A 13922-nucleotide genomic window follows, 5' to 3' on the forward strand; every position below is an offset into this window, starting at 1 on the left:
ACCGTTCCACCCGCTCGCCGCCGGTCCGCCGCCATGACGAACCGGCTGATCCTGTGGGTGCTGCGGGCGCGCTGGGGCCTGTCGTTCGTGGTGATGGGGTGCAATCTCGGCGGCCTGGGCGTCATCCTCGTCGAGCTGTGGCTCAGCGGATTCCTCGGCCGCCTCGGCCACGACTGGGTGCCCGCGATGGCACAGGCATCGATCTATCCGGCGATCGGCGCCCTCCTGGGGATCGGCTTGGCGGTGCGCGACCGGTTCCACTACTTCAGCTGGCTCGACCAGGGCCGGCGGCCCGGCACCGCGGAGGCCCGGCGGCTGCTGAAACTGCCGATCGCGATCACGGCACGCGCCCTGGCCATCTGGCTGCCGGGCGTGGTCATCGCGACGATTCTGTTCGCGCACGTGGTCCCCTCGCGGTCGACCGCGGTGATCGCGGCGATGTTCACGCTGGGCGCGTTCGAATCGGCCGGATTCACCTTCCTCGTCGTCGACCGGCTGATCCGGCCCACGGTGCCGACCGTCTCGTCCGTGCTCGGCGGCACCATGCACTGGAGTTCCACGGTGCTCAACCGGCTGGTGGTGTCGTGGGCGGTGGCGAGCGCGATGCCGCTGCTCATGCTGATCACGGTGCTCGCCGATCCGGTGGCGACCGCGGACGACCGCATCCGGACCGCCGTCTACATGTCGATCGTGGGGCTCGGCGTGGGCGCGCTGACGACGGCCACGCTGGCACGTGCGGTGGCGGCGCCGATGCGGACGCTGCGCCGGGCCCTGGATCGCATCTCACGGGGCGATCTGGACGTGCGGGTGCCGGTCGGCAGTGCCAGCGAGATCGGCCGGCTGGAGAATTCGGTGAACGAGCTGGCCGCGAACCTGTCCGAACGCGAACGGGTGCGGGCCGTCTTCGGACGCCACGTCGGCAACGAGGTCGCCGAACGCGCCCTCGCCCGGGGGCTCGACCTCACCGGCGATATCCGGCCGGTCACGGCGCTGTTCGTCGACGTCGTCGGTTCGGTGGCGCTGTCGACCGGGCTGGAGCCCAGCGAGTTCGTGGCCAAGCTGAACCGGCTGCTGTCGATCGTGGTGTCGGCCACCGAGGAGAACGGCGGTCTGGTCAACAAGTTCGAGGGCGATGCGGCCCTGTGTATCTTCGGCGCGCCGATCGCCTTGGGAGACAACGCCACTCCCGCCCTGCGTGCGGCCCGCCGCATCCGTGACGAGGTCGACGCGGCCGGCGAACTCGATATCGGGATCGGGGTGGCGCGGGGCATGGTGTTCGCCGGCGATGTCGGGACCGACACCCGGCTGGAGTTCACGGTGATCGGGGACGCGGTCAACGAGGCGTCCCGGCTCACCACCGAGGCCAAGCACGTCGACCGCCGGATCCTGGTGAGCCAGGCCGTGATCGACGCCGCCACCGCGGACGAGCGCGCGAAATGGGAGCACCGCGAGACGATTCAGCTCCGGGGCCGCATCGAGCCCACCTCGTGCTGGACGGATGTGCCGCAGACCCTCCCGGTCACGGCTTCCAGGTGATGCGCCCGCCCTGGAAGTCCTGGGCCTTGCCGCCCTGGTAGTCGTATTCGTCGCTGGTCGGGTAGCCGTAGCGGCCCTTCTCGGCGACCTCGGTGAACCAGGTGTCGCGGATCGCGCCCCACACCGCGTGCGCGCCGGTCTTCGAGGACCAGTAGACCGAGCCGCCGTTGAACAGGTTGTAGCGGCCCTGGCCGTCCTTACCGGCCTTCTGCTCGTCGGTGACCGGATAGCCGAGCGCGCCGTTCTCCCAGCCCAGGGCACCCCACTTGTCGCGGATCAGGCCGCCGACGGCGTGCGCGTCGGTGCCCACCGACCAGTAGATCGAGTTGTTGCGCTCGAACGCCTGGAACTTGCCGCCGAGGCCCGCGTCCGTCTCCGGTGAGATCGGGTTGCCGAAGGTGGCGAGCCCGCCCGCCCGGTCGTATTCGGCCTCGATCGCGCCGCCGACGTCGAAGGCGCCGATCTGCCGGGCCTGCGCGCCCCCGGTGCTCGCCACCACGGCCGCCGCGGCGGCGACGGCCAGCGCGCCGCAGCCGAACGAGCGGGCAGGACGGATTCTTCGACGTGGCTGTGTCACGAAAACTCCCTGGGCTGAGTGTTTTGCCTGGCATTTGCTGTCGGCCCCGAACATCCTCCAGAGAGGAGCCGGGGTCGGCAAGCACCGCGTCACGACACGATGTTGATCGGCTATGACCGGCAGCCCGGAAGGCGCGTCGATGCCTCCGGACGCAGATGAAATCGGCGGAAAGTCCGCGATCGTTACCGGTCCGAGACCAAAGCCGACTCGAGCTCCCGCGGATCGCTCACCGGAAGGTCGCACACCGCCCCGCGGCACACGTACGCGGCGGGCCGATCGGCAACCGGCTGGCGATCGGCCAGCAACGGCACGGCGTTCGGGGCCGCGGCCACGACGGCGGCGCCGCCGGGTGCGAAACGTCGGGCGACGACGGTCAGCGCGGCGGTCTCCGCGTCGGTGCCGCGGGGCAACGAGATCGCGACCTGGATGGGACCGCGCACGGCGGCCTCGGCCACGGCGAGCCAGTGCCCGCCCGAGCGCGGGGCGCGGGCCAGCACGATCGCGCCGCGCCGGAGGGTCTGCTCGGCGAGTTCGCGATAGCGGGCGGCGCGGGTCGCGTCGGTCAGCACCGACGCGGTCAGCAGGGTCTCGGCGAAGGACGAGGCGCCCGCCGGAGTCGCGCCGTCGAGCGGGTCGCGGGGCCGGCTCACCAGGGTCTCGGCATCGTCGGCGGTGTCGAACCAGGCGCCGGGTACCGCCGCATCGGCGAAATGGGCTACGGCCGTGTCGATCAGGCGTTCGGCGTGTTCGAGCCAGTCGAGGTCGCCGGTGGCCTGGTGCAGTGCCAGCAGGCCGGTCCCCAGCCAGGCGTAGTCCTCCAGCACACCGGCGGCCGTTCCCGCCACGCCGCCCAGCGAGGCGCGCACGAGGCGGCCGCCGATCAGGTGCTGCGTCAACAGGAATCGCGCGCACCGGGCGGCCGCGTCCACCCAATCCGGACGGGAGAGCGCGGCGCCGGCCTCGGCCAGGGCGGTGACGGCCATGCCGTTCCAGGCGGTCACCACCTTGTCGTCGCGGCCGGGCTGCGGGCGCTCGCCGCGGGCCCGGCGCAGCAGGTCGCGGATGCGGTCGAATCGGCCGGTGTCGTCCGGGTCGGTGTAGCGGGTGGGCACCGAGGCGCCGTGTTCGAAGTTGCCCTCGACGGTGATGCCGAAAACCTCTGCGGCCCAAGCGCCGTCGTCCTCGCCGAGGATCTCGGTGAGCTGCGCCGGCGTCCACACGTAGGTGGCGCCCTCGACTCCCGGGCCGGTCGGCTCCACGTGGGTGTCGGCGTCCAGCGCGGAGGCGAAACCGCCGTGTTCGGTGCCGAGATCGTCGAGCAGGAATCCGGCCGTCTCCTCGGTGACGCGCAGCGGAAGCCGTTGCCGCTCAGGGGTATCGGCTGTATACCTCGCCAGATGTGCGTACGCGCGCAGCAATTGGGCGTTGTCGTAGAGCATCTTCTCGAAATGCGGGACGACCCAGGCGGCGTCGACCGAATAGCGGGCGAAACCGCCGCGCAACTGGTCGTAGATGCCGCCGCGCGCCATGGCCTCGGCCGTCTGCGTCACCACTCGCAGCGTTTGCGCGTCGCCCGTGCGTTCGTGGTGGCGCAGCAGGCCCTCCAGCAACGCCGACGGCGGAAACTTCGGCGCGCCACCGAATCCCGCGTACCGCTCGTCCACATCGCGCAACACCGCGGCGACGGCATGGTGCAGCAGTTCGGGACCGATACTCAGCTCGCTGTCGGGCAGCCCGCCCGTCTGCTCCCGCAGCGCCTGCGCCACCTGCCCCGCGGCCTGATCCACCTCGTCCCGCCGGTTACGCCAGGTCTCCCCCACGGCCGTCAGCAACTGCGTGAACGACGGCATCCCCCCACGCGGCACCTTGGGGTAGTAGGTCCCGCAATAGAACGGCTCACCGTCGGGAGTCAGGAAGCAGGTCATCGGCCAGCCCCCCTGCCCCGTCATGGCAACGGTCGCAGTCATATAGACCGCGTCGAGATCCGGCCGCTCCTCCCGATCCACCTTCACACACACGAAGTTGTCGTTCATCAACGCCGCCGTCGCCCCATCCTCGAACGACTCGTGCGCCATCACATGACACCAGTGACAACTCGCATACCCCACGGACAACAGAATCGGCACGTCCCGCCTGGCGGCCTCCGCCAGCGCCTCGGCATCCCACTCCCGCCAGTGCACCGGGTTGTCGGCATGCTGGCGAAGGTAGGGCGAGGTGGCGTTACCCAAGCGGTTCACCCAGCCAGCCTCCCACACCGCAAGGCGGCATAGCGCGATGACATAGCAGCACAGTGCCTGACCGCGCCACGATTGCGGTCGACATCCAATTCGGCGGACAGCACCCGGGGATGAACCAACTATCGGTTTGTATTGCCCGCCAACACAATACGGAAGATTAGGTGCACCCATGGCGTAGCGTGTGCCCCGTCGTGACCGATGACTGAAACTATGATCGTCGAGAAACCCACACGCTGCGGATTCCATCTGCCCACATCGTTCGCCGGCGGGCCGGACCTCCTATCCCGGCGAGCGGCTGCGTACCTAGCCATCGCCGTCGCGACGGCCTGGGTGAGTACAGGATGTGTTCCCTCTTCCGATTCCGCTTTGGGGACGAGCACCTCGGCTGCAGTGACATCCCAACACACCACGTCGTCGACGCCGCCTGCAATAACAACCACCCCGACGTCGACCGCACCACCAGAGACCGCGCCAGCCGCACCATCACCAGAGACCACACCTGCCGGCGCCACTCGCACCCTTGTACTGATGCCGTCGGTTGTCTGCATGAACCTGCAGGATGCCCAGAACACAATCCAGGCTGCCGGAGTCTTCCTCTCTCGCTCACGAGACGCCACCGGAGCCGGACGGAAGCAGGTCCTCGACCGCAATTGGATCGTCGTCGCTCAGACTCCTACGCCGGGAACGCCGGTCGGCGAGGGTGAAGCGGTGCTGTCGGTCGTGAAGTACGGAGAACCGAACTCCTGCGGATGACGGCGGCTTCGACCGCCGGACACCTTCCTCAGTTGCGAATCGCTACGCCACGGTCGATCAGGACAGGCCCAACCGATGCCGCTCGGCAAGTATGACCCGCTGATCGCGAGGTACGGATTCGTCATCGAGGACGGCCGGACGGTGGTATTCGCCGTCGACCGCTAGCGGATCGGCGTTCTTCGCATCACTCTTCCGGGCGAATTCGTCGAACAGTAGCTGCTTGTGTTCCAGGATCTCGCGAATCCGTTCGTCCACACTGCCTTTTGCCAGCAGCCGGTACACTTGAACCTTCCGGGTTTGACCCATACGATGCGCCCGCGCGACCGCCTGGTCCTCGGAACTCGGTTTCCATTGCGGCTCGGCGATGATGACGACGGATGCGGCCTGGATATTGAGCCCTACACCACCGGCATCGATTTGGCTGAGCAGTGCTGCAGGCCCGTGACGGGCTGTGAAATCGTCGATCATGATCTGACGATCGCTCGGCGCGACGCTGCCGGTCAACGGTCCGACGGTGGCTGTTCCCAGGCTGCTCCGGATTGTCGCGAGGACGTCCAAGAAGTAGGAAAAGATGATGACCTTGCGGCCCTCTTCGAATGCTTCGTCGACGATCTGGGTCAGCCGTTCCAACTTCGCGGAGTCCGCAGCTTCGAAGGCGGCTCGACGCATTCGCATGATGTTGCGTGCGGACACCGCCGCACGATAGTTGTTCTCGTCCGCAGAACTGAGCTGCACCCATTCCTCGACCTCGATCTTTTCCGGCAGTTCGGTGAGCACGTCCTCTTGGTTACGTCGCAGGTAGACGGGTGCGACGGCGCGCCGGAAATGCCTCGCGCCAGCGGGTGCGTCGCTCGGATCGATCTTGGCGGCAAGCGCCGGGTCGAGGTAGCCGACGAGGTTGCGGAACTCTTCGACACGATTCTCCATCGGCGTGCCGGTCAGGAAGAGCAGCCGCTGGGATTGACCACTGACGCGCTTGACGTGCTGAGAGCGTTGGGTGTCCGGGTTCTTGACATAGTGGGCCTCGTCGAGCACCAGCATGGCGATTTCTATGTCCTGCAGGCAGTTCAGACTACCGAGGGTCGAAAACGTGGTAACTGCAACGCCTCCGTCCCGCAGCCACCGCTGACCGTTCGATTCACGTTCACGGCCGTGGAGGCTGTGCGCGGCGAGCTGTGTGTGCCTGCGGATCTCCTTGAGCCAGTTGATCTGTACGCTCGCAGGGCACACCACCATAAACCGCCGCTGCCCTTTCGCTGCCATATGCGTGAATACGGCCAAGGCTTGCACGGTCTTACCCAAACCCATTTCGTCGCCGATAATCGTACGCTGCTGGTGAATGGCATACTGCGTCCCGAAAAGCTGATACTTGCGTAGCGTCGCCTTCAACTGGCTGGTATCCAGCGGAACTGCCGAGATCTCTTGGCGCAGTTCGGGTTCGATGAACCCGTGTGCCGCATCGATGTCGTCGGACTCGCCCGCTCCGCCCAGCGTGGACAGCAGCGAATTCGCCGAAGCGGCATCGGCTAGGTAGTCGCGCCACAACTGCTCGCTGTCGTACGTTGCCGAATTACTGTCGCGTTCGGCACTGTGGATTGCCTGCCGTAGCGACTCGGTTCGCGGGTCGGCGAGGAGGGCTCTCAGCTGGGCGACTGCCGGTACTGCCGCGTCCCTCTTGTCCCGGCCGACGAACAGTCGTCGCCATTTTCCCATCGCGGCCGGCTGCGCCGCGGCAATCAAGGGCAATGCCCAGTTGCGGACTGCCGTCAGCGGTTCACGTAGCGACGCGAATGCCGAGTCGGCGTGGCGGGTTGCGGCCAACAGGGCAAGCAAGCGTGTTTGCCCGGGCGTGCGGCGCTGGGGATCGATCCTAACGGTCGTCGCCGCCCTGATCTGCGACTCGTACTGCCTCGCAGCGCGACTCGTCTCCTCAGCGGTACGCGGGCCGACGCCGGTGATCTGTGTGAGGTGCAGGGGATTGGCGACGAGAACGTCGGCAACAGTGCGGTAACCAGCTTTGCTCAGGGCGCCCAATCGGACACCGCTGGTCAGGAATGGACGCAGTTTGTCCAGGTCACACCGGCGGAGCTGGGCGATGACATCGTCGTTCACCAGGATGGCGAGTTGATGGCGGATAGCTGTTCGGAGGGCTTCGGGCGCGCGGAGTACCGCAGCCGCTCGCTCGATCAATACCTCTACGTCGTGAATGACGCTGCGGGCTGTGGACACCGTTACAACGGTGGCCGGGGGTGCCGGAGGCTGGGTCATCGAAACCCCTCTGAACGCGCGTTACTGCTGGATTGCCGTAGTAAAGATATTCGTCCGCTGGTGGAAACGGTATGGACCTTGGTCGTCAGATCGTGTCCTCGTGCCCCGAACGCGGCGGCCGGTTCCTCGCGGCCACACCCGAAGCGGGAGCGGTGACGCCGTTGGACTGATCACCACGGATGTGCGGAGTACGGTGATTACTTGACGGCAGGTAAGTAATCTTCTTATCGTGCGGAGGGCCGTTCAAGGAGGTGGGGATGCCCGGTGTGAGTGTGTTGTGGCCGGTGGGGGCCGCGGAGCAGCTCGTTGTGGACGGGGCTGTGGTGGCGGATTTGAACATCGGGCGGGTACTCGACGCGATTGTCGGGGACGACGGGTATGGGGTGCGGGGGTGGTTTGAGCGGCCGGTTCGGGATGTGGAGGTTGTGCGGTTTCGGCAGGAGGTTTTCGCCGATCTGGGTGATGATGCGGTGCGGGCGGTGTTCGAGGAGTTCGCGGTGGGGATGCGGACCGTGCGCGAGCTGCTGGCGGAGCGGGGGCGGCAGCATCATCCGGCTCACCGGCAGCGGTGGCAGCTTGCTGCCGCGGCGGAGTACGTCGATGGTGTTGTGTGGCTGGGTGGGGCGCTGGAGACGCTGCCGCTGGCCTCGCGGGCGCTGGTCCGGTGGCGCGAGTTCGTCGCGGCTTATGTCGCCGGGGCGGAGTTCGGGGGGCTTGTGGCGGCGGTGCGGCGGGTGCGGGAGGCGCTGGACGGGGTGCGTTACAGCATTCGGATTGTCGATCGCACCCTCGAGGTGGACGCCGCCGACGGTACAGCGGATTACAGCGCGACGATCGCTGACCTGTTCTCGCGCTTCGGTACTCGACCGCCGCAACCGGCACGGCAGCGGCCGGAAAGCGACGATATGAGCCAGATGGAGGAGCAGATCCTCGATCGCGTCGCCGCTGTGCACCCGGACGTTTTCGGCCAACTAGGCGAATTCGCCTGCAACTACGAGAATTTCGCCGCGGACGCCGTGCTGAGGTTCGATCGCGAGATCCAGTTCTATCTGACGTATCTGGCATTCACGCGGCGCGTCGGCGGGGCGATGTGCCTGCCGCACCTGGCCTCCCCGGGCGCGCCGATCCACGCCGAGGACGCCTTCGATCTCGCGCTGCTCACCCGCCGTGACCGGACCGATGACACGGTGGTGCCCAACGACTTCCGGCTCTCCGGTCCCGAACGCGTGCTGGTGGTGACCGGACCGAATCAGGGCGGTAAGACGACCTTCGCTCGCACGGTCGGCCAGCTGGTCTACTTCGCCGCGCTCGGGTGCCCGGTGCCCGCCCGGTCCGCGTGCCTGCCCCTGCCGGACCGGCTGTTCACGCATTTCGAACGCGCCGAGCAGGCCACCGACCCCGACGGTCGGCTCGCCGAGGAGCTGGTGCGCATCCGGGACACGCTGGCGAACGCCACCGCCGGCAGCGTCGTGATCCTCAACGAGAGTTTCAGCGCGACCGGCGCCGCCGACGCCGTGCGGATGGGCCGCGACGTCCTCGATCGGATCGTGGAGCACGGCTCGATCGCCGTATGGGTCACCTTCTTCGACGAACTCGCGCGTAGCGGCCCGGCCACGGTCAGCATGGTCGCCACCACCGACCCGGACGACCCGTCCCGGCGCACGTACCGGATCGAGCGCCGACCGGCCGACGGCGAGGCGCACGCCGTGGTGCTCGCCGAACGCTTCGGCCTGACCTACGACCTCGTCACCGCCAGGATCGCGTCGTGCGGGTGAATCTCCTCCATCCCGCGGGATACGCCGCCCGCCCGGTGTCCCACGGCGACAACGCGTTCGGCGATCTCGGCCTCGAATCGCTGTGCGTCGCCATGGCCGCCGGTGACACCGCGATCCTCGAGGCGGTGCGCACGGTCCTGGCGGCACCGGTGACCGATCCCGAGGTGATCCGCTACCGGCAGGCGGTGCTGGCGGACTGCCGCGCCAACCCCGGGGTTGTGCGCGAGTTCTACCGGATCGCCTCCGAGGCAACCGATATCAAGCGCTGGCGTGTCGGCCCGGCGCACCGGCCCAACGGCAAACTGCTGCTCGCGCTGCAATCCCTCACCGAACTGGTAACCATGCTGCGGCGCGTGCGCGCCGTCCGGGACCGCGGCGGCCATATCTTCCGCGCGCCCGGATTCACCGGCCTGATGGCCACTCTCGCCGACGGACTCGACGACAGCTACCTCGACAGCATCGACAAGCACCTGGCGGCAATGGATTTCGAGTACGGCGTGCATCTCAGCGCCGGGCTCGGTCCGGGTAACAGGATCTCGGATATCGTGCTGCACGAGCCGATTCGCCGCCGCCGGTTCGGTTTCGACCGACGCACCGGCCACACCTTCCGCGTGATCGAGGAACCCGATCCCGAATTCGACCCCGTGACGCAACTGCGCGGGCGCGCTCTGACCGTGATCGCCGAGGTCGTCAACGACGCGAACAACCAGGTGCAGGGCTTCTTCCGGGACCTGCGCACCGAACTCGCCTTCTACCTCGGCTGTCTGAACCTCGCCGAGCGCTTCGAGCGTGCCGGGCTGCCGCTGTGCCTGCCGACGCCGCATCCCGCCGGGAGTGCGCGGCTGCGCGGTACGGGCCTGCGCGACGTCGCGTTGTGCCTGTCGTCGGATCAGCCGGTGGTGGGCAACGACATCGATGCCGCGGGCCGTTCGCTGATCGTCGTCACCGGGGCCAACAGCGGCGGCAAGTCCACCTTCCTGCGCAGTCTCGGCGCGGCCCAGGCGATGATGCAGGCGGGGATGTTCGTCGTCGCGGACAGTTTCGAGGCCGATGTGCGCGACGGTGTCTTCACGCATTTCGTCACCGACGAGGACCGCACGATGTCACACGGCAAGCTGGTCGACGAGCTGGCCCGGATGAGCGAGATCGTCGACCGGGCCGGGCCGAATGCCCTGCTGCTGTGCAACGAGTCGTTCTCCTCCACCAGCGAGCGCGACGCCGCTCGGATCGCCGGACCGCTCATCGAGGGGCTGGTCGCCGCAGGTGTGCGGGTCGTGTTCGTCACCCATCTCTACGAATTCGCCCACCGGCGTTACGAATTCGCCCACCCGGCCGACCTGTTCCTGCGCGCCGGCCACCACACCGACGGCACCCGCACCTTCCGCGTCACCCCCGGTCCCCCGGAACCCACCAGTCACGCCGCCGACGTCTTCCACCGCATATTCGGCCGTATCCCCGGGCAACTCCTGAATCCTCCGCAGGGCCGTGGCGAAACCGCAACGCACCAATGCCCGTGAACGGGGTATTCGCAAGTATGAGTATCTCGACCTCGCTGGAGCACACCCCGGCCCGCCGCCGCCCCTGGTTCGCCGATCTCGAAGACGCCGAGCGCCGCGGCGCCCACGGCAGCGCCGGTATCGGCTACTTCGACTGCGATTGCGACTTATGCAGACGCAGACATCACGATCCCCCGTTCTGACACGCGGCTCACGCGATCTTGGGTGTCGCGCGCATGCCCACGTAGCAGCATTCGGTGCCGTCCGGCAGCGTCTCGAAGACGACCGGCATGTAGTCCTCGCTGAACGAGGGGCCCGCACCGGATGCGGCGAACACCTTCTCCGACACCGGAAGCAGTTCCATCTCCAGCGTCGGCGACAGATCCTTCATGCCGTCGACGAATTCGTAGGTCATATGCCCGGCACCGTCGTCCTCGCGGGTGACGGTGATGACCACACCCTCCCGGCGGTACGTGCCCACGAACGGGTCGATATCCACCGCGATCGGCGGTGTCGCGGGCTCGAACGCGGCCGGCATCCGGACCCCGGCGAGGTCGGCGAGCAGTTCCCGGAACAGGTCCGCGTACAGCTGGCGGGCGCCGCCACCGTTGGTCATCAGCGCCACGATCACGCCCGCGTGCGGGACCACGCGCAGGTAGGAGTACTGGCCGATGGCCGCGCCGTCGTGGCCGTACCCGCCGATTCCGTCCCAGTCGTACAGGGTCCAGCCCAGTCCCCAGCCGTCCGCGCTGACGGTCCACTTGTCCGGCACGTCGATCTCGCGGCGCTGCATGACGGCCACGGCGTCGGCGGCGAGCACCCGGCGGCCGTCGGGCGTGACGCCGCCGTCCAGATGCATCCGCGCGAAGCGGGCCATATCGCCCGCGCTGGTGACGACCCGGCCGTAAGGCCCGGCCGAGCGCGGCATCAGATCCCAGGAGGGCGCCGGATCGGGGTCGACGCCGGGATCGCCCAGGTGTGACATGGCGACCCGGTACCGCAGGGCCTCCTCCGGCAGCGTCATCAGGCGGTCCTGTTCGAGCGGGACGGCGATGTGGTCGCGGATCGCCTCGTCCCAGGTCTTCCCCGTCACCACCTCGATGAGGCGGCCCAGCACCACGTAACCGAGACTGCCGTAGGAGACGGTGCCGGGCGCGCAGTCCAGCGGCACCTCGCGCGCCGCGGCGACGTACTTCTCGAGGGCGTCGTCACCGCGCCCGGAGTCGTAGGTGAAGTCGTTGGTGACGCCGCCGGTGTGACTGAGCAGCTGCCGGATGGTGATCGTCCGGGTCGCCTCCGGATCCGGGGTCGAGAACTCCGGCAGCACGCCGGCCACGGGCGCGTCCAGATCCAGCTTCCCGTCGGCGACCAGCTGCATGATCAGCGTGGCCGTGTAGATCTTGGCGATCGATCCGGACAGGAACACCGAATCCGTGGTCACCTCGACACCGGTAGCGCGATTCAGCACCCCGCTGGCCAGCTCGTACACCTCACCGTCCACCAGCACGGCCAGCTGCGCGCCCGGCACATGATGCGCGGCGCGTAGTTCGTCCAGCCGCGCCTGCCACCGCGCCACCTCGAACCCGCGCCCTTCGGAATCCGCGGTTCCCCACGCGCCCTTCACCTTCCACGCGCCGTCGCCGTCCCACTTCACGTTCTCCGCCATGATCTTTCCCCTCAGTTCCGAACACCGTGCGTTATAACGCACACTGTACGTTCACCGCACAGTGTTCGCAACTGCCCTCCGAGATCCCCACCCACCTGCCGGTTCACGCACCCCCTCCACACTCACGCACCCGTTCCGGACTGCTGCAAGGGGTGCGCGAACACGCAAAGGGTGCGGCACGTGCTGCGGGCTCGCGAGGCGTGGCCGGACCAACTCACGCACTCTTTACGCACTCACGCACCCCGTTCATACCGCTGAACGGGGTGCGTGAGTGTGGAAAGGGTGCGGGAAAAGTGTTGGGGTGGAAAGTGTTAGGGGGTGCCGGGAGAATCGGGTTTGGCCGAGGGTTCCGGGGTGGAGGTGGTGGGGGTGTCCGAGTCGGGGTGCACGGCGCCGGGGTCGGTGCCCTCGTCCGCCTCCTGGTCCGGCTCGGGGTGTTCCGGGGAGAATTCGGCGGGGAGCCGCTTGATGTGTTTGTTCATCGAGCGGATCAGCAGGACCGTGCCGACCAGCAGCACCAGGATGATGACCAGGCCCAGGGGCGACGCCTTGCCGAATTCGGGGCCGGTCGGGTTGGTAGTGGGCTGTGCGAACAGGGTGACGATCATCGGGGGGCGTCCTCGAGCGCGGTGCGCGCGTCCTCGGCCTCGCGGATGCCGGCGAACAGGTCGGTCTCCGGGATCTCGGTCCGCACGCGGGTCTGCGCCAGCTCGAATTCCTCGGTGGGCCACAGCCGCTGCTGCATATCCATCGGGATGGCGAAGAACGCGCCGTTCGGGTCGATCTGGGTGGCATGGGCGCGCAGGGCGTCGTCGCGCTGCGGGAAGTACTTGGCGCATTCGATCTGCGTGGTCACGCGGGCCATGATGTCGCCGCGCGCGGCCGCCATCGACCGGAAGCGATCCAGCCACTCCTGCATCGGGAACGGTTCGCCGATCCGCTCGTACTCGTCGGCGAACACCTCCATGCGCTGGATGCTGAAGCCGTGGTCGTAGTACAGCTTCAGCGGCGTCCACGGCTCGCCGGCGTCGGGGAACCGCTCCGGATCGCCGGCCGCCTCGAACGCGGCCACCGACACCTTGTGGCACATGATGTGGTCCGGGTGCGGGTAGCCGCCGTTCTCGTCGTAGGTGGTCATGACGTGCGGCTTGAACTCGCGCACCACGCGCACCAGCGCCTCGGTGGCCTCCTCGAGCGGCACCAGCGCGAAGCTGCCCTCGGGCACCGGCGGCAGCGGATCGCCCTCGGGCAGGCCGGAATCCACGAAACCGAGCCAGTGATGTTTCACCCCGAGCGCGCGGGCGGCCTCGGCCATCTCCTCGCGCCGCACCTCCTCGATGCGGTCGAGGACGCCGGGCACATCCATGGCCGGGTTGAGGATCGAGCCGCGCTCGCCGCCGGTCAGGCTGACGACGAGCACGTCGTTGCCCTCCGCGGCGTATTTCGCGGTGGTCGCGGCGCCCTTGCTCGACTCGTCGTCGGGATGGGCATGCACCGCCATGAGGCGAAGTCCGCTCACGTCTCGTTCACCTCGTTGCTCACCGTCTTCACCTCATCGCTTCCCGCGGGTGTCGAGTTTATGTCGCGAGCGGGTCCCCAGTGGTCACCGAGGCT

The 13922-nt window shown here is 68.0% G+C and carries 12 protein-coding genes; 5 read left to right on the top strand and 7 right to left on the bottom strand.

What is annotated here, in order from left to right:
• Positions 1 to 33: 33 nt before the first annotated feature.
• Positions 34 to 1536, top strand: a complete 1503-nt coding sequence (locus tag ON41_RS26290; protein ID WP_040750456.1) for an adenylate/guanylate cyclase domain-containing protein — start codon at positions 34 to 36, stop codon at positions 1534 to 1536.
• Here ON41_RS26290 and ON41_RS26295 read toward each other — a convergent pair.
• The 3 genes from ON41_RS26295 to ON41_RS43160 form a co-directional block, all read right to left on the bottom strand.
• Positions 1520 to 2113, bottom strand: a complete 594-nt coding sequence (locus ON41_RS26295) for an LGFP repeat-containing protein (protein WP_246829608.1) — start codon at positions 2111 to 2113, stop codon at positions 1520 to 1522. The genes ON41_RS26290 and ON41_RS26295 overlap by 17 nt on opposite strands.
• A 182-nt stretch (positions 2114 to 2295) precedes the next feature.
• Positions 2296 to 4350 carry a thioredoxin domain-containing protein gene (locus tag ON41_RS26300; RefSeq protein ID WP_246829609.1) on the bottom strand — a complete coding sequence of 685 codons (2055 nt, stop codon included), beginning with the start codon at positions 4348 to 4350 and terminating at the stop codon, positions 2296 to 2298.
• A 119-nt stretch (positions 4351 to 4469) separates the two neighbouring features.
• Positions 4470 to 4898 (bottom strand): hypothetical protein, encoded by a 429-nt coding sequence (locus tag ON41_RS43160; protein ID WP_246460889.1) that lies wholly within the window; start codon positions 4896 to 4898, stop codon positions 4470 to 4472.
• On the opposite strand from ON41_RS43160, the gene ON41_RS43165 reads away from it, so the two are divergent.
• Positions 4897 to 5103: a PASTA domain-containing protein gene (locus ON41_RS43165; protein ID WP_246460890.1), complete on the top strand. Its 207-nt coding sequence runs from the start codon at positions 4897 to 4899 to the stop codon at positions 5101 to 5103. The two genes, ON41_RS43160 and ON41_RS43165, sit on opposite strands and share 2 nt — an antisense overlap.
• Positions 5104 to 5160: 57 nt before the next feature.
• Here the strand turns inward: ON41_RS43165 and ON41_RS26305 are convergent, their stop codons facing one another.
• A complete protein-coding gene (locus tag ON41_RS26305; RefSeq protein WP_218003559.1) occupies positions 5161 to 7332 on the bottom strand; it encodes a DEAD/DEAH box helicase in 2172 nt (723 codons plus the stop codon).
• Between the two features lie 296 nt (positions 7333 to 7628).
• On the opposite strand from ON41_RS26305, the gene ON41_RS41160 reads away from it, so the two are divergent.
• Genes ON41_RS41160 through ON41_RS41850 form a run of 3 tightly spaced genes read left to right on the top strand, consistent with a single transcriptional unit; the run spans position 7629 to position 10845 of the window.
• Positions 7629 to 9146, top strand: a complete 1518-nt coding sequence (locus ON41_RS41160) for a MutS-related protein (RefSeq protein ID WP_040750459.1) — start codon at positions 7629 to 7631, stop codon at positions 9144 to 9146.
• Positions 9137 to 10663 (top strand): MutS-related protein, encoded by a 1527-nt coding sequence (locus ON41_RS26315; protein ID WP_051162507.1) that lies wholly within the window; start codon positions 9137 to 9139, stop codon positions 10661 to 10663. Before ON41_RS41160 ends, ON41_RS26315 begins: the two co-directional genes overlap by 10 nt.
• 17 nt (positions 10664 to 10680) lie before the next feature.
• A complete protein-coding gene (locus tag ON41_RS41850) occupies positions 10681 to 10845 on the top strand; it encodes a hypothetical protein (RefSeq protein WP_157185631.1) in 165 nt (54 codons plus the stop codon).
• 8 nt (positions 10846 to 10853) lie between these two features.
• Here the strand turns inward: ON41_RS41850 and ON41_RS26320 are convergent, their stop codons facing one another.
• From ON41_RS26320 to mca, 3 genes are all read right to left on the bottom strand, one after another.
• A complete protein-coding gene (locus ON41_RS26320) occupies positions 10854 to 12308 on the bottom strand; it encodes a serine hydrolase domain-containing protein (protein ID WP_040750460.1) in 1455 nt (484 codons plus the stop codon).
• Between the two features lie 311 nt (positions 12309 to 12619).
• Complete coding sequence (locus tag ON41_RS26325) at positions 12620 to 12916, bottom strand: hypothetical protein (RefSeq protein ID WP_040750461.1); 297 nt, start codon at positions 12914 to 12916, stop codon at positions 12620 to 12622.
• A complete protein-coding gene (mca, locus tag ON41_RS26330; RefSeq protein ID WP_174411360.1) occupies positions 12913 to 13827 on the bottom strand; it encodes a mycothiol conjugate amidase Mca in 915 nt (304 codons plus the stop codon). The genes ON41_RS26325 and mca overlap by 4 nt, the downstream gene beginning before the upstream one ends.
• Positions 13828 to 13922: the final 95 nt, after the last annotated feature.

The organism is Nocardia transvalensis NBRC 15921 (genome assembly GCF_000308875.1).
Taxonomy (GTDB): Bacteria; Actinomycetota; Actinomycetes; order Mycobacteriales; family Mycobacteriaceae; genus Nocardia; species Nocardia transvalensis.